This window comes from Streptomyces sp. NPDC051315, from assembly GCF_044455165.1.
In the GTDB taxonomy this organism is placed as follows: domain Bacteria; phylum Actinomycetota; class Actinomycetes; order Streptomycetales; family Streptomycetaceae; genus Streptomyces.
The window spans coordinates 261,378-276,655 of sequence record NZ_JBITEN010000011.1 but is presented as its reverse complement, the minus strand read 5'-3'; the positions used below and the strand labels follow the sequence as shown (position 1 = coordinate 276,655).

Here is a 15,278-nt window from a genome sequence, read left to right as displayed (position 1 = left end):
GGCGCGGGTGGGCGCGGGCGGGAAGGAGCGGAGACTAGTCCCGCTCGCACACGAAGATCGCCGTCCCCGGGATCAGGTTCCCGCGCAGGGGGGACCAGCCGCCCCACTCCGCGGAGTTCCAGGACGGCCACTCCGGCTCGACCAGGTCCATCAGGCGGAAACCCGCCGCCACGACGTCGCGGACGCGGTCGCCGAGGGTGCGGTGGTGCTCGACGTAGACCGCTCGGCCCTCCTCGTCCTGCTCGACGTAGGGCGTGCGGTCGAAGTAGGAGGCGGAGACCGACAGGCCCTCGGGCCCGGGCTCGTCAGGGAAGGCCCAGCGGATCGGATGGGTCACCGAGAAGACGAAACGACCGCCCGGGCGCAGCACCCGCCGCACCTCCTTCAGGACCAGCACCGGGTCGGCGACGAAGGGCAGCGCCCCGTACGCCGAGCAGGCCAGGTCGAAGGAGGCGTCCGCGAAGGGCAGCGCGGCCGCGTCGGCGCACACCAGCGGAAACGTTCCGCCGATGCGCAGCGCGTGCTGGAGCTGGCGGTGGGAGAGGTCCAGGGCGACCGGGCGCGCGCCCTGGGCGGCCAGCCAGCGCGAGCACTGGGCCGCGCCGGCGCCGATCTCCAGGACGTCCCGGCCCTTCAGCTCCTCCGCCGGGCCGAGCAGCTCGGCCTCCACCTCGTCCAGCCCCTCGGGACACCACACGAAGCGGTCGTCGCCGAGGAACGTGCCGTGCTCGATCTGGTACTCGTCCGCGTTGCGGTCCCACCAGCCCCGGTTGGCCCGGGCGCTCTCCGTGACGCCGGCGTCGCGGCGGGTGGCCTCCGGCTCCGGCTGGGCCTGCGGCTGGGTCTCCGGCTGGGTCGATACGGGCTCTTGGATGACGGGCTCCCTCGTCGTACTCTTCCGTGCAACCCGCCCCGGCGGTGCCACCGAGGCGACACGCGCGGGTCTTCCCGCGGTCCGCATGGCCTCAGGAGGCAGGTTTTGTGCCGGGATTGCGGCGATCCGCCCCGGGTGTGCGCCTTCGCGCATTGACCCTGCCCGGCTGCCCCCGTATGCTACAAGTTGCGCTGCGGGCCTGCGCACCTCAGACGTAGCAGGCTGCGCTCGCATCTGTTGTATGTCCCCTCGGTTGTCGAGGCGCCATACCGGTTTCGGCCGGTGGGGCGCTTCCTTGGCTGTCCGGCTTCTGCAGAGCGAAACGGGCTCCCGGCGTAAGCAGTACCTACGACTTCAATGTCCGTACCGGAGCCCTTTCCCACATGACGAGCAGCACCGAGACCACCGCCACCACCCCGCAGGTAGCGGTCAACGACATCGGTAACGAGGAAGCATTCCTCGCAGCGATCGACGAGACGATCAAGTACTTCAACGACGGCGACATCGTCGACGGCGTCATCGTGAAGGTCGACCGGGACGAGGTCCTGCTCGACATCGGTTACAAGACCGAAGGTGTCATCCCGAGCCGCGAGCTCTCGATCAAGCACGACGTCGACCCCAACGAGGTCGTCGCCGTCGGCGACGAGATCGAGGCCCTGGTCCTCCAGAAGGAGGACAAGGAAGGCCGCCTGATCCTCTCGAAGAAGCGCGCCCAGTACGAGCGTGCCTGGGGCACCATCGAGAAGATCAAGGAAGAGGACGGCATCGTCACCGGTACCGTCATCGAGGTCGTCAAGGGTGGTCTCATCCTCGACATCGGCCTCCGTGGCTTCCTGCCGGCTTCTCTCGTCGAGATGCGTCGTGTCCGCGACCTCCAGCCCTACGTGGGCAAGGAGCTCGAGGCGAAGATCATCGAGCTGGACAAGAACCGCAACAACGTGGTCCTGTCCCGCCGTGCCTGGCTGGAGCAGACCCAGTCCGAGGTCCGCCAGACGTTCCTCACGACCCTGCAGAAGGGTCAGGTCCGCTCTGGTGTGGTCTCCTCGATCGTCAACTTCGGTGCCTTCGTGGACCTGGGTGGCGTCGACGGTCTGGTCCACGTCTCCGAGCTCTCCTGGAAGCACATCGACCACCCCTCCGAGGTCGTCGAGGTCGGCCAGGAGGTCACGGTCGAGGTCCTCGACGTCGACATGGACCGCGAGCGTGTCTCCCTGTCGCTGAAGGCGACCCAGGAAGACCCGTGGCAGCAGTTCGCCCGCACCCACCAGATCGGCCAGGTCGTGCCCGGCAAGGTCACGAAGCTGGTTCCGTTCGGTGCGTTCGTCCGCGTGGACGAGGGCATCGAGGGTCTGGTCCACATCTCCGAGCTGGCCGAGCGCCACGTGGAGATCCCGGAGCAGGTCGTCCAGGTCAACGACGAGATCTTCGTCAAGGTCATCGACATCGACCTCGAGCGCCGTCGCATCAGCCTCTCGCTGAAGCAGGCCAACGAGTCCTTCGGTGCCGACCCGGCCTCGGTCGAGTTCGACCCGACCCTGTACGGCATGGCCGCGTCCTACGACGACCAGGGCAACTACATCTACCCCGAGGGCTTCGACCCCGAGACCAACGACTGGCTCGAGGGCTACGAGAAGCAGCGCGAGGAGTGGGAGCGCCAGTACGCCGAGGCGCAGTCCCGCTTCGAGCAGCACCAGCAGCAGGTCATCAAGTCCCGCGAGGCCGACGCCGCTGCCGCGGCCGAGGGCGGGGACGCTGCGGGTGCGGCTCCGGCCGCGGGCGGTGGCTCGTACTCCTCCGAGGGTGCGGACACCTCCGGCGCGCTGGCCTCGGACGAGGCGCTTGCCGCGCTGCGCGAGAAGCTGGCCGGCGGCCAGAGCTGATCGCTGCCGCTGAGGCTTAGCCGGTAGTCCTGAGGGCCCGCACCTTTCGAGGTGCGGGCCCTCGGTGTTGCCCTGGGCCCGTTCGACCGTTCGACCGTTCGACCCTTCGCCTTCCTCCGTTCGTCCGTTGCTCCGTTCGTCCGTCCCTCCGCTGTCCGTTCCTCCGGTCCTCCGTTCGTCCGGTGCGGGCCGGTCGGGGCTGGTCGCGCAGTTCCCCGCGCCCCTGAGTCGGTCGCCTTGCCGTCCTCGAAGAGGGTTCCGCCTCCGTGAGTCGGTCGGTCTGCCGCTCTGGGCGAGGGTTCCGCGTCTGTGAGTCGGTGGGTCTGCTGCCCTGGGCGAGGGTTCCGCGTCTGTGAGTCGGTCGGTCTGCCGCTCTGGAAGAAGGGTGTGCGTCCCTGGACCGGTCGGCCTGCCGCCCCTAGGCAGGGGCCCGCGCCCCCGAGAGAGGGGTGTCCAGCCCGCGAGTGGACCGCTGTCACCTCGGTGGAAACGTGTGGGATACACGAGTACCTGACGGGCCGTAACGCGGCACTGGCAGGCTTCCCCGGTCTTCGTTCAAGATCGAAAGGGGAGTCCAGCCATGGCACAGCCTCAGTACGGGTCGGGAACGAGTCGGCGGACGTTTCTGCGCAACGTCGGTCTCACCGGCGGCGCCGGCACGATGTTCGCCACCATGGGCGCCCTCGGTCTCGCCCCCACCGCCCAGGCGGCCCCACGCGAGCAGCCCTTCCGCGCCCCTGGCGCCGGCGACCTCCACCTCACCGGCCGCGCCGCCGCCACGGTCGTCATCGTCGGCGGCGGCATCGCCGGCCTCACCGCCGCGTACGAACTCGGCAAGGCCGGATACGACTGTACGGTCCTCGAAGCCAGGGACCGCACCGGCGGACGCAACCTCACCGTGCGCGGCGGGGACACCCTCACCGACCTCCACGGCACCCGGCAGACGGCCCGTTTCGCCGACGGCCAGTACATGAACGCCGGCCCCGCACGCATCCCCCAGTGGATGGTCACCCTCGACTACTGCCGCGAACTCGGTGTCCCCGTCGAGGTCTTCACCAACGTCAACGCCGACGCGTACCTCTACAACGAATCGGCCGGCATGACCGCCCCCCAGCGTTACCGCACCGCCAAGGCCGACGTCTACGGCCACGTCTCCGAGCTGCTCGCCAAAGCCACCGACAAGGGCGCCCTGGACGAGGAGCTGACGGCCGAGGACCGGGAACGGCTCATCGAGTTCCTCAAGGACTGGGGCGAACTCGGCGACACCCTCGCCTACGAGGGCGGCGAGCGCCGCGGCTACACCACCGTCCCCGCCGCCGCCGGCACACCGGGCGTCCCGCTCGGCGACGTCCCCACCGCCTCCGAGGTCTTCGCCAGCGGCGTCGGACGCTACTTCTCCTTCGAGTTCGGATTCGACCAGGCCATGCTGATGTTCCAGCCCGTCGGCGGCATGGACCGGATACCGCAGGCCCTCACGCGCGCCGTCGGCGCCCGCCGCATCCGCACCGGAGCGGTCGTCGACCGCATCACCGACACGGGGACCGGAGTCACCGTCACCTACACCCAGGGCGGTCGCACGAAGAAGGCCGAGGCCGACTACTGCGTCGCCGCGCTCCCGCCCAACATCCTCGCCAGGATCCCGCACAACCTGGGCCCCGGCGTCCAGAGCGCGCTGGAGGCGATCACCCCGTCCTCCGCGGCCAAGATCGGCCTGGAGTACAGGTCCCGCTGGTGGGAGACCGATCACCGCGTCTACGGCGGCATCACCGAGACCGACCAGGACGTCACCCACATCTGGCACCCGTCGCACGGCTTCCACGGCGAACGCGGCATCCTCATCGGCTACTACAACTACGGCGCCGACGCCGACGCCTACGCCGGACTCACACCGAGGGGACGCGAGGAACGGGCGGTGGCCGCCAGCGTGAAGATCTACGGCGAGAAGTACCGCACCGAACTGGCCTCCTCCTTCTCGCACCACTGGCGCCAGACACCCCACCTCGAGGCGGCCTGGCACAACACCCCGGGCGGACCCGACGCCCCGCGCTACCAACCGCTCAACGAACCCACCGGACGCGTCCACTTCGCCGGCGACTGGCTCAGCTACACCGACGCCTGGCAGCACGGCGCGTTCACCTCCGCCCGCAAGGCGGTCACCGCGCTCCACACGCGCGTGCTGGCCTCCTGAGATCACCCGCCACCTAAGAAGAGACCGCAGCCACCAGAAGGCCGTGAGAAGTCACCTGATCAGGGGCGTGGGCACGGGAATGCCCACGCCCCGCGGCGCGTTGTCCAGTACGAACACGAGGAGGAGCGGTCCAAGTGCTTGATCCGCAGGGTTTGTACGCATGGGAGCCGAAGGGGCTGGCCGTCGTCGACATGGCGCTCGCCCAGGAGTCGGCCGGACTTGTCATGCTCTACCACTTCGACGGATACATCGACGCGGGGGAAACCGGCGACCAGATCGTCGACCGGCTCCTCGACGCGCTGCCCCACCAGGTCGTCGCCCGCTTCGACCACGACCGGCTGGTGGACTACCGCGCCCGCCGCCCGCTGCTGACGTTCAAGCGCGACCGATGGACCGACTACGAGGATCCGGCCCTCGAGGTACGGCTCGTCCAGGACACCACCGGAGCACCCTTCCTGCTGCTGTCCGGACCCGAGCCCGACGTGGAGTGGGAGCGCTTCGCCGCGGCCGTGCAGCAGATCGTCGAGCGGCTCGGCGTGCGCCTGTCCGTCAACTTCCACGGCATCCCCATGGGCGTCCCGCACACCCGGCCCGTGGGCCTCACCCCGCACGGCAACCGCACCGACCTCGTCCCCGGCCACCGCAGCCCCTTCGACGAGGCACAGGTCCCCGGCAGCGCCGAGGCACTCGTCGAATACCGCCTCATGGACGCCGGCCACGACGTCCTGGGCGTCGCCGCGCACGTCCCGCACTACATCGCCCGCTCCCCGTACCCGGACGCGGCCCTGACCGTCCTGGAGGCCATCACGGCCGCCACCGGACTCGTCCTGCCCGGCATCGCGCACGCCCTGCGCACGGACGCGCACCGCACGCAGACCGAGATCGACCGCCAGATCCAGGAGGGTGACGAGGAGCTCACCGCCCTCGTCCAGGGCCTGGAGCACCAGTACGACGCCGCCGCGGGCGCCGAGACCCGCGGCAACATGCTCGCCGAGCCGGTGGACATTCCGTCGGCGGACGAGATCGGCCGGGAGTTCGAGAAGTTCCTGGCGGAGCGGGAGGGAGAGGGCTGAGCCTTTCGGGCAGGCCTGTGGGAGAAGCCCTCCAGGCAGGCCTGTGGAGCAGCCCTCCGGGGGCAGCCCTTCGGGGACGGTGGTCACCGGTCCGCCACCGCGAGACGGCGGGCCTGCCGGGTGCGCTGTCACCGGCAGGCCCTAAGCTTCCCGTCATGCTGAAGGTGGGCCTGACCGGCGGGATCGGCGCCGGCAAGAGCGAGGTGTCGCGGCTGCTCGTCGAATGCGGCGCCGTGCTGATCGACGCGGACCGCATCGCACGCGAGGTCGTCGCACCCGGAACCCCCGGCCTCGCGGCGATCGCCGACGCCTTCGGCCCCGACGTCCTCACCGAGGACGGCAGCCTCGACCGGCCCCGGCTGGGCTCGATCGTCTTCGCCGACCCCGAGAGACTCGCCGCCCTCAACGCGATCGTGCACCCCCTCGTCGGCGCCCGCTCCCGTGAGCTGGAGGCCGCCGCGCCCGAGGACGCCGTCGTCGTCCACGACGTCCCCCTCCTCACCGAGAACGGCCTCGCCCCCCTGTACGACGTCGTGGTCGTCGTCGACGCCCCGCCCGAGACCCAGCTGGACCGGCTCGTCCGACTGCGCGGCATGACCGAGGAGGACGCGCGCGCCCGCATGGCCGCCCAGGCGACCCGAGAGCAACGCCGGGAGATCGCGGACATCGTGATCGACAACGACGTACCCCTGGCGGACCTGCACAGACGCGTCAAGGACGTATGGGCCGACCTGGCACGCCGGGCGGCCGCGCGACGGCAGTCCCCCCAGCCGTCGCCGGAGGCCCAGGAGCCGCCACGGGGGGAGCCCGGCGGACGGCCCCAGGAATAGCGGCCCCCGCTTCGCGCGTTGAACGCGTGCAGCGAGGGAAGGAATTTTCCGTGCCCGATACCAGCGGTCCGACCGGACGCACTCCGGAGACGCACGTCATCGACTTCCGTGCCGCGGAGCAGCTGCTCGCCGCACGGGACCCGCGGGGCGCGGTGAAACTCCTCGACGGTGTCATCGCCGCACACCCCGAGAACACCGCCGCCCGCCTGCTGCGCGCCCGTGCCTTCTTCGCCGCCGCGCAACTGCGGCCCGCCGAGCTGGAATTCACCATCGTCCTGGAGCGCGAACCGGACAACGCGTTCGCGCACTTCGCACTGGCCCGCACCTACGAGCGGCAGGGCCGCGGCGACCAGGCCAAACGCCACTTCCGCCTGGCGGCCGCGCTGGACCCGAACCCGCAGTACCTCAAAGCGGCGCGCTTCGACGCCTGACGAAGCACGCCCCCGGCTCACGGGCCGCGGTCGGGCGGCCGGTACGGCGGAACGTCCCGGCCGGGCTGATAGTGAGGCCCCTGCCGGATGTGCCGAAGCACCACCACCACATCCACGGTGATCACCAGCCACAGCACCCCACAGGCCACGGCCCAGCCCGGCCGCCCGGCGAGCGCGAACGCTACCGTCCCGAAAACCGCCCAGGCCAGCCCCCACACGCTCAGCCAGAGACGCATCCTCAGAGCACTGCGCGCTGTCCTCGGCTCACTGCCCGTACGCATCGGACATCACTCCCACCTGAAACGTACTCTCCGGCCCGGACGTTCCTCGACTGGACGTTCCTCACCAGAGCCGTCGACCGAAGAGAGGTTCGAACCCGTGCTGCCGGACCGTGACGAACTGGCCGAGGTGCTCCTTGACCTCGGAGTACCGCACCAGGACATCGACGAACCCGTACGGCTCAGCCGCCACGTGGCGGGCGATCCGCACACACGGCGGTTCCTCGAAGAGACCGTGGCGGACCTCGTCGACGGAATGGGCGAGATCCGCGGGACGGTCGACATCCCGCAGCCCCCGGGGGCCTCGGCCGTACTCGAGCGCTACTTCCCGCTCTACGTCTGCGTCGCCGCCCTGCCGTACGTGCGGGCCCACCACCGGGAGCGGGGCATCCCCGACGACATCTCCCGGCGCACCCTCGCCGACATCGGGCGGGGCGTCGCCTGGCACCGCCGCTGGCACGGCACGGGCGGACTGCTCTCCCCGCGATGGCTGTCGCTGCACCTCCACGGGGAGCTCTACCAACTGGGCCGACTGCAGTTCCAGCGGGGCCACGTCGGACGCCGGACGAGTGACTCCTCCACGGCGGCCGGGCACACCCCCGCACCCGGTGATCCAGCCCTCGCCCTGCACATCCCCGACTTCATGGGACCCCTGTCACCGGACGCCTGCGACCGCTCGCTCGCGCGGGCACGGGACTTCTTCGCCCGGCACTACCCCGAGGAGCCCTACACGGTGGCCACCTGCGGCTCGTGGCTGCTCGACCCGCAGCTGAAGCGGTACCTGCCGGACGACTCCAACATCATCCGCTTCCAGGACCGGTTCACCATCAGCCACGTCCCCGACGAACCGGAGGACATGACGCCCGTGCGCTTCGTCTTCGGCACCACCGACGTCCCACTGGACCGGCTGCCGCGCCGCACCGTCCTGGAACGCGCCGTCGTGGACCACCTGCGGGCCGGCGGCCACTGGTACGTCAGGAGCGGCTGGTTCGCCTTGTAGCCGCCGGCGCGTGGGCCGCGGCCGGAACAGCGGCCCGTAACAGGGAAACAGCCCGGCCAGGGAAACACCGCCGACCTGCCCGGCGGCAACGCGCTCGAGGTCGACCTCGACACCGCGGGCCGGATCACGACACCGGTCGAACGCCCATGGCATAGCTCGAACGAGTGAACCGACAGCGACACGGAACGCCCCTCCCCAGCCCGCCCGTTGGACGGACATGACACCAGACATGCGAGAGGGCTACGACGGCACGGGACCCGGCGCGATCACCCCCGACGGCTGCGCCGTCGAGCTCTACGCCCGCCTGCCGGTGGGCACCGAGCCGGACGTCATCTCCGCCGCGGTGCCCGCCGGCGCACACATCCTGGAGCTGGGCAGCGGCGTGGGCCGCGTCACCCACGCCCTCCTGGCCCGCGGGTTCACGGTCACCGCCGTGGACGAGTCCGCCGAGATGCTCGAGCGCATACGCGGAGCGCGCACGATACGCAGCCCCATCGAGGACCTCGACCTGGGCGAGACCTTCGACGTGGTGATGCTCGCGTCGTTCCTCGTGCACACCGGGGACATCGGCGTCCGGCAGCGCATGCTGCGCGCATGCGCCCGGCACGTCACGAAGGACGGGTGCGTGCTCATCCAGCGAGAAGGGGAGGACTACCACACCAACGTGCCGCGCGAGCGCGTCGACCCGAGCGGCCACACAGTACGGATCGTGTCCGCGACCCCGGTCGGCGACGGGGTCAACGCGGTGCGCGCGGAGTACGAGTTCCCCGACGCAGTGTGGACCCACACGTTCCGCGCCCGGCCGCTGACCGAGGAACAGTTCGAGCAGGCACTGGCGGAGGCGGGCCTGAGCGTGGACCGGTATCTGACGGAAGACCGGACGTGGGTGCGGGCGGTGGCGGTGGGGGAGTAGGCGGGGGTTGGGGAGGGAGGGGGCGGGGGAGGGGGGGAGGGCCCCCGAAGGCGGTGGGGGAGGCGTGAGAAATGCGGTCGTGAGTCGATGAGTTCGGCGCCGGGGCGCGGTCTACCTCTTCGACACCATCCCGGACCACATCGCCCAGGAGACCTCCATGTCCGAGACCACGGCTTCCGTCGCCCCCGCCGCTTCCGGTGCCTCCGCTTCCCTCTCGTCCTCCGGCGCGGTCGTCGCCGAGTCCGCGACCGTTCGGGGGCGCCGCGCCCGGATCGCCCTGCGGGGGCTGCAGATCGTGCTGGCCCTGTTCTACGGGATCGCGAGCGCGCTGCCGAAGCTGATCGCGCACCCGTCGGCGTCCGAGGGCTTCGACAGGATGGGCTGGGGCAGCGCCGGCATGTACGCGATCGGCGTCCTCGAACTGGCCGGCGCGATCGCCCTGCTGGTGCCGGTGCTGCAGTCGGTGGCGGCGGTGGGGCTGGGCGCGCTGATGGTCGGCGCGTTCGTGGTCCAGGTCGTCGTCTTCGACGGGCAGAACGCGGCGACACCGCTCATCCTGATCGTCCCGCTGACTCTGATCGCCTGGGCGCGGCGGGGCTCCACGGCGGAGCTGCTGCGGCTGGTGCGGCGACGGGCGTGACCGGTCGGCGGCCGTACCGTGACGGTTCGGGTCGCCGTACAGGGCCGTCATGCCGGGCAGGCGCCGCGGGGCCGGTGCGGGGTTGTGCGGGGGGCCGACGTCCTCCCGTGCAGCCCCGCACCGGCCCCGCCCGGCCTTACGGTGGACCCATGGACGCCGCACATGCCCTCACCGCCCTCGACCGGCGTGTCGCGGGCTGCCGGGCCTGTCCCCGGCTGGTGGCCTGGCGTGAGGAGGTGGCCCGGACGAAGCGGGCGGCCTTCGCCGACTGGACGTACTGGGGGCGGCCGGTGCCCGGCTTCGGTCCGTCCGACGCACGTCTGCTGATCGTCGGGCTCGCGCCGGCCGCGCACGGCGGCAACCGGACCGGCCGTATGTTCACCGGCGACCGTTCCGGTGACGTGCTGTACCAGGCGTTGTACGACGTGGGGCTGGCCTCGCAGCCGACCGCGGTGTCGGCCGACGACGGTCTCGTCCTGCACGGCGTGCGGGTCACCGCGCCCGTCCACTGCGCGCCGCCGGCCAACAAGCCCACCCCGCAGGAGCGGGACACCTGCCGTCCCTGGCTCGTCCAGGAGTTGCGGCTGCTGCGGCCGACGCTGCGGGCGGTCGTCGTGCTGGGCGCCTTCGGCTGGCAGGCGGCGCTGCCCGCGCTCGCCGAGGCCGGCTGGGCGGTTCCCCGTCCGCGGCCCGTCTTCGCGCACGGGGTGCGGGTGCCGCTCGACGGCCTCGACCTCTTCGGCTGCTTCCACGTCAGTCAGCGCAACACCTTCACCGGGCGGCTCACGCCCGAGATGCTGCGGGAGGTGCTGCGGACGGCGGCGGCAGCGGCGGGACTGCCGTGACCGCCCGGTCGCTGCCGCCGACCTGGTAGGTGCCCGGTCGCCGTCGCCGTCCGCCGCTGCCATCGTACGGTTGCCGCGTCCTGCCGCTGCCACGGTCAGGTGCCGAGTCCCGCCGTCGCCGCCGGACCGCCGCTGTCACCGTCCTGCCGCCGGCCGGTCGCCGCCGTCCCGCCGCCCGTCGCCGCCGTCCCGCCGCCCCGTCCTGACCGCTGACCCTCAGACGATCCGGGCCGCGGCGATCGGCCGGTCCGCCACGGGGTGGGCGGCGGTCTTGGCGGTGTTGACGCTCCACCGGTAGCGGGAGAACTCGCCGGTGGTGTCGGAGGCGTAGAACATCATGTGGCCGATGCCGACGCCTTCGAGGTTCTCTTCCTTCACGAGGCTGACCATGCGGGTGTCGGGATACTTGGGGTAGTTGGTCAGCGCGTACACGCCGTGCGGTTCGGCGGTGCAGTCGACGACCTCGACGGCGTACTGGGTTTCGCCGGTGAAGTCCGCGACGCCGCTGAAGACGCCCTTGACCTCGCGGACCATGACGATGTGGCCGGTGTTGTTCTCGACCTGGCCCATGTAGTCCACGGAGATCAGGTCGCCCGGCTGGAGGTCGGTGACCTTGTGGATCCGCTGGAAGTGCGGGCCGGCGGTGCCGTTGGTGAAGGCCTGCCGGTAGTCGGCGGCCTCGGGGATGCGGTCCTGGAAGTACTGGGTGAAGTAGGCGTCGGTGGCCCAGCCGTAGGTGTGCTTCAGCACCCAGGTGAGGAAGGACGAGCAGCGGGCCTGCGCGATCCAGCTCGCCGGGTCGTCGGGCGTGCCCCAGGTGACGGTCGACGGGGAGCCGATCAGGTAGACGTTGTTGAGCCGGGCCGTCAGACCGCTGATCAGGGAGACCTCGTCCGCGGTGAGGGCGCGGGCGTAGGCGCGGACGTCGTCGATGGCGCCCTTGAAGCGGTTGACGTAGGCGCCGTCCCAGCGTGCGCGGCCTATGTTGAAGCCCTGGGTGGCGGCCCACGACAGGGTGGCGTCGGCGCTGCCTTCCAGTGCGCCGTCGACGTAGAGGTGGATGCGGGTGCCGTCCCACACGCCGGTCAGGTGGGTCCAGCGGCCCCTCGTGGGGGTGGTGGTGGCGAGGGCGGAGATCTTGACGCTCTGGTCCTCGCTGCGGACCTTGAACGCCCAGGTGCCGGCAGTGTCGTCGTACTGCAGCAGGAAGCGGCTGCAGGTGGTGCCGTCCTGGCTGACGGCGGTGTACATGGTGGCCGGGTCGGCCGGGCTGGTGGTGCTGTCGGACAGCCGTACCCAGGCGGAGACGGTGAAGGGGGCCGTGGTGTCCAGGACGGAGGCGGTGGTGGCGTAGGCGCCGGAGGTGCCGTCGAGACTCAGTTCGCCGCCGGCCCGCAGGGTCGTCCAGGTGGTGCCGGAGCCGAGGGTGACGGGCCGGCCCCGCCCGGAGCGGTCGGCGCCGGATCCGTCCAGCGGCCAGTGTCCGGCCAGGCCGCCGGTCAGGTAGCCGGCCGCGAGCAGCCGCTGGTACTGCACCATGCGTTCGGCTTCCGCGAGGTGCGGTGCGCCGACGGGTGTGAACGGGGTGTCCAGCGGGGCGTCGGCCGCGGCGGCACCCGCGCCGCCCAGCACCCCGGTCATCGCGCCCGCCCCCACGAGTGCCGCTCCGCCCAACAGCCCACGTCTGCTGACCATGTTGGTCTTCTCCGTCCTGGTTCTCGGCCGTGCCATCGGACAGGTGTCCGAAGGGTCGGGAGAGTCTAGGCGGACGGGTGGTCGGAAGGCTCCCCGAAAAGGTGGCGCACGGTGGAGCGGTAGTTGGCCTGGATTGTGGCGCAGGGCGTGGGCGCGGGCCCGATCGCGGTCGCCCGAGGTGATCGCCTCGTACAACTCGCGCTGCTCGGTGAATGGTTGGGTCCGCTCCTCGTTCTGTCGGGTGAGCCGGCGCAGACGGCCGTCGACCGGTTCCATGACGGAGAGCGGGCGGTGGGGGAGAAGCTGGGGCTTCCGGTGGTCGACGGGGTGGGGGCGGCGGTGAAGCCGGCGGAGGCGCTGGTGGGATTGGGGCTGCGGACCAGCCGCGTGGGCAGCTTCGCGCGACCGGTGCCGAAGCGGCGGGACTGGAGTCCTCCGGCGGGGTGATGCGTCCCCCGCGCCCGGGCCCCCCGTGCGCACCGCCGCCGGGCCCGGTGAAATCCGCAGTCACCCGCTCGGGCGGCTGTACGGGGCTCCACCACAGAGCTTGTTCGTCCTTCAGTGGGCGGAGCGTAGGGACGCGGAGGGGTGGCCGGCCTGGTCCTGCCGGACTCCCGTCCCGCGCTGTCCCGCCTGCGGTGAACCCCCCTCCCGTGCACCGAGCTGGCGTGCGCACTCCTGTGCCAGATCGGGGTACGCCTCGGCGATGGCCGCGTAGACCCTGCGCCGCAGCAGTTCCTCCGCCGCCGCCCGCCCCGTGCGCCCGTACCACTCCTCGAGGACGTCGTCGTAGCGGGCCAGACGATGACGCAGATAGTCGACCTTCCACCGCTGGAGCGTGCCGGTGTCGACATCGGCGCCGGCTCCCTCGACCGTGACGGCAGGGTCCGTCGCGGGAGGGTCCCATCGCCCTTGCTGTCCCCGTTCCGCGTCCTGGCGGCGGCGGTGCTCGGCCGCCAGGGCCGCCAGTCTGTCCGGTGCCAGCCGCGGCACGTCGACGGGCTCCGCCGCGATGCGTGCCAGCACCTCCCGCCGTCTGCGCCGGTCGGCCTCCTTCGCCGCACCGGACCGACGCGCGGCAGCCGCGGCCACAGCCCGGAACTCGTCACTGCGCTCGGCGGCCTCGACCCGTTCGACCCGGTAGAGGCGGGTCCGCGGGGCCGAGCCGACATGCGGGTTGACGCCGAGCAGGTCGGGCTCGCCGAGCAGCTGCCGCACCATGCCGGCGGTCCATCCCCGGGCGCGCAGACCGGCCGCGGACAGGTGCGTGCGGGACGCCTGCGCGTCGTCACCGCCCTCGCGGACCGCCTGCTCAGCTCCGACTCCGGCCCTCATCCGGCCCTCCTGCTTCTTCCGGTGTTCTTTCCCGCGCCCTGTCGGGGACTTCCCGTCGGGCTCTTTCCCGCGTCCGGTCGCGTTCTTGCCCCTGGGCTCTTTCCCGCGTCCGGTCGCGTTCTTGCCCCTGGGCTCTTTCCCGCGTTCCGTCGCGCTCTTCCTCCTGGGCTCCTTCCCGCGTCCCGCCCCGCCCCTGACCTCGAGTTCGTCCTCGTCCTCGTCCTCGTGCTCCCTCTCGCGCCGCCTCTTCCGCGCCGTCATCACGACCTCCCCCGTCGTTACGCTGCGTGACAAGTTCATTGATAACGCGCACCACTGACAATCGCCCCGCGCCGGTCCGAAATCACGTGGAGGCGCGCCCCCACGGCTCCGTACGCTGCGACCGTGCCCGCCCTCACCGACGCCGACTTCCTCGCCGCCACCGCCGACCGCCTCGCGGCCCTGCCCACCGTCCGAGCCGTCGCCCTCGGCGGCTCCCGGGCCCAGGGCACGGAGCAGGACGGCAGCGACTGGGACCTGGCCGTGTACTATCGCGGCCCCTTCGACCCCGCCGATCTGCGCGCCCTCGGCTGGCAGGGTGAGGTCTCCGAGGTCGGCGGCTGGGGCGGCGGCGTCTTCAACGGGGGCGCCTGGCTGACGATCGACGGGCGGCGCGTCGACGTCCACTACCGCGACCTCGACGTGGTGGAGCACGAGTGGGCGGAGGCGCAGGAAGGACGCTTCCGGGTGGAGCCGCTGATGTTCCACCTCGCGGGGATCCCGAGCTACCTCGTCGTCGCCGAGCTGGCGATCAACCGCGTCCTGCGCGGCGACCTGCCCCGACCGTCCTCCTACCCCGGCAAGCTGCGCCGGACCGCCTGCGAACGCTGGTACGGCACCGCCGGCACCACCCTCGCCTACGCCGCCGCCCACCACGCGCCTCACGACCGGCGCACGGAGGCCGCGGGCGCCCTGGCCGTCGCCGCCGCGCAGACCGGGCACGCCGTGCTCGCCGCGCGCGGCGAGTGGGTGACGAACGAGAAGCGGCTCCTGGAACGGGCCGGTCTGAGGGGCGTCGACGACATCCTCGCGGAGCTCGGCCGCGGGAGCGTGACGCAGGCCCTCGAACGCGCCCGGGTGCTCTTCGAGGAGACGGTGGAGGCGGCGGGCACCGCGCCGTAGGCGGAGCGTTCCCCGGTGCCGCTTTCGGGCACCCGAGAAGTTGCGTTCATAAAGAACGCGACATTCCGGCGAAGTGTCACCTCGCCGAAACGCAATCGTCCCGAGTCCTCCAGGATCCGCCCGTACCGTGGAGAC

At 71.6% G+C, this 15,278-nt stretch carries 14 protein-coding genes and 1 pseudogene; 11 read left to right on the top strand and 4 right to left on the bottom strand.

Annotated elements, in window-relative coordinates:
- Positions 1–34: 34 nt before the first annotated feature.
- Complete coding sequence (locus ACIBBD_RS22630) at positions 35–961, bottom strand: class I SAM-dependent methyltransferase (RefSeq protein ID WP_399421278.1); 927 nt, start codon at positions 959–961, stop codon at positions 35–37.
- A gap of 296 nt (positions 962–1,257) precedes the next feature.
- Between ACIBBD_RS22630 and rpsA the strand changes: the two genes are divergently transcribed.
- The 5 genes from rpsA to ACIBBD_RS22605 all read left to right on the top strand — a co-directional run bounded on the left by rpsA (position 1,258) and on the right by ACIBBD_RS22605 (position 7,276).
- Positions 1,258–2,754 (top strand): 30S ribosomal protein S1, encoded by a 1,497-nt coding sequence (rpsA, locus tag ACIBBD_RS22625; RefSeq protein ID WP_062142840.1) that lies wholly within the window; start codon positions 1,258–1,260, stop codon positions 2,752–2,754.
- 661 nt (positions 2,755–3,415) lie between these two features.
- On the top strand, positions 3,416–4,942 hold the full coding sequence (locus tag ACIBBD_RS22620) for a flavin monoamine oxidase family protein (RefSeq protein WP_399421312.1): 1,527 nt from the start codon (positions 3,416–3,418) through the stop codon (positions 4,940–4,942).
- Positions 4,943–5,076: 134 nt separating this feature from the next.
- On the top strand, positions 5,077–6,015 hold the full coding sequence (locus tag ACIBBD_RS22615; protein ID WP_399421277.1) for a PAC2 family protein: 939 nt from the start codon (positions 5,077–5,079) through the stop codon (positions 6,013–6,015).
- Positions 6,016–6,170: 155 nt separating this feature from the next.
- On the top strand, positions 6,171–6,845 hold the full coding sequence (coaE, locus tag ACIBBD_RS22610) for a dephospho-CoA kinase (protein WP_399421276.1): 675 nt from the start codon (positions 6,171–6,173) through the stop codon (positions 6,843–6,845).
- A gap of 50 nt (positions 6,846–6,895) precedes the next feature.
- Positions 6,896–7,276: a tetratricopeptide repeat protein gene (locus ACIBBD_RS22605; protein ID WP_399421275.1), complete on the top strand. Its 381-nt coding sequence runs from the start codon at positions 6,896–6,898 to the stop codon at positions 7,274–7,276.
- A 17-nt stretch (positions 7,277–7,293) separates the two neighbouring features.
- On the opposite strand, the gene ACIBBD_RS22600 is transcribed toward ACIBBD_RS22605, so the two are convergent.
- Positions 7,294–7,557: a DUF6343 family protein gene (locus ACIBBD_RS22600; protein WP_399421274.1), complete on the bottom strand. Its 264-nt coding sequence runs from the start codon at positions 7,555–7,557 to the stop codon at positions 7,294–7,296.
- A gap of 97 nt (positions 7,558–7,654) precedes the next feature.
- Between ACIBBD_RS22600 and ACIBBD_RS22595 the strand changes: the two genes are divergently transcribed.
- The 4 genes from ACIBBD_RS22595 (at position 7,655) to ACIBBD_RS22580 (ending at position 10,952) form a co-directional block, all read left to right on the top strand.
- A complete protein-coding gene (locus tag ACIBBD_RS22595; protein WP_399421273.1) occupies positions 7,655–8,554 on the top strand; it encodes an acyltransferase domain-containing protein in 900 nt (299 codons plus the stop codon).
- A 229-nt stretch (positions 8,555–8,783) separates the two neighbouring features.
- On the top strand, positions 8,784–9,467 hold the full coding sequence (locus tag ACIBBD_RS22590) for a class I SAM-dependent methyltransferase (protein ID WP_399421272.1): 684 nt from the start codon (positions 8,784–8,786) through the stop codon (positions 9,465–9,467).
- A gap of 157 nt (positions 9,468–9,624) precedes the next feature.
- On the top strand, positions 9,625–10,107 hold the full coding sequence (locus ACIBBD_RS22585; RefSeq protein ID WP_399421271.1) for a DoxX family protein: 483 nt from the start codon (positions 9,625–9,627) through the stop codon (positions 10,105–10,107).
- 149 nt (positions 10,108–10,256) lie between these two features.
- Positions 10,257–10,952, top strand: a complete 696-nt coding sequence (locus ACIBBD_RS22580; RefSeq protein ID WP_399421270.1) for a uracil-DNA glycosylase — start codon at positions 10,257–10,259, stop codon at positions 10,950–10,952.
- Between the two features lie 216 nt (positions 10,953–11,168).
- Here ACIBBD_RS22580 and ACIBBD_RS22575 read toward each other — a convergent pair whose 3' ends face one another.
- Positions 11,169–12,647, bottom strand: a complete 1,479-nt coding sequence (locus ACIBBD_RS22575; RefSeq protein WP_399421269.1) for a LamG domain-containing protein — start codon at positions 12,645–12,647, stop codon at positions 11,169–11,171.
- Positions 12,648–12,929: 282 nt separating this feature from the next.
- Here ACIBBD_RS22575 and ACIBBD_RS22570 point away from each other — a divergent pair.
- Positions 12,930–13,094: pseudogene (locus ACIBBD_RS22570) on the top strand (Asp/Glu/hydantoin racemase); the annotation flags it as partial.
- 111 nt (positions 13,095–13,205) lie between these two features.
- Here the strand turns inward: ACIBBD_RS22570 and ACIBBD_RS22565 are convergent.
- Positions 13,206–13,982: a hypothetical protein gene (locus tag ACIBBD_RS22565; RefSeq protein ID WP_399421268.1), complete on the bottom strand. Its 777-nt coding sequence runs from the start codon at positions 13,980–13,982 to the stop codon at positions 13,206–13,208.
- Positions 13,983–14,366: 384 nt separating this feature from the next.
- On the opposite strand from ACIBBD_RS22565, the gene ACIBBD_RS22560 reads away from it, so the two are divergent.
- Entirely contained in the window at positions 14,367–15,143 is a 777-nt protein-coding gene (locus tag ACIBBD_RS22560; protein ID WP_399421267.1) for a nucleotidyltransferase domain-containing protein, read from the top strand.
- Positions 15,144–15,278 lie beyond the last annotated feature (135 nt).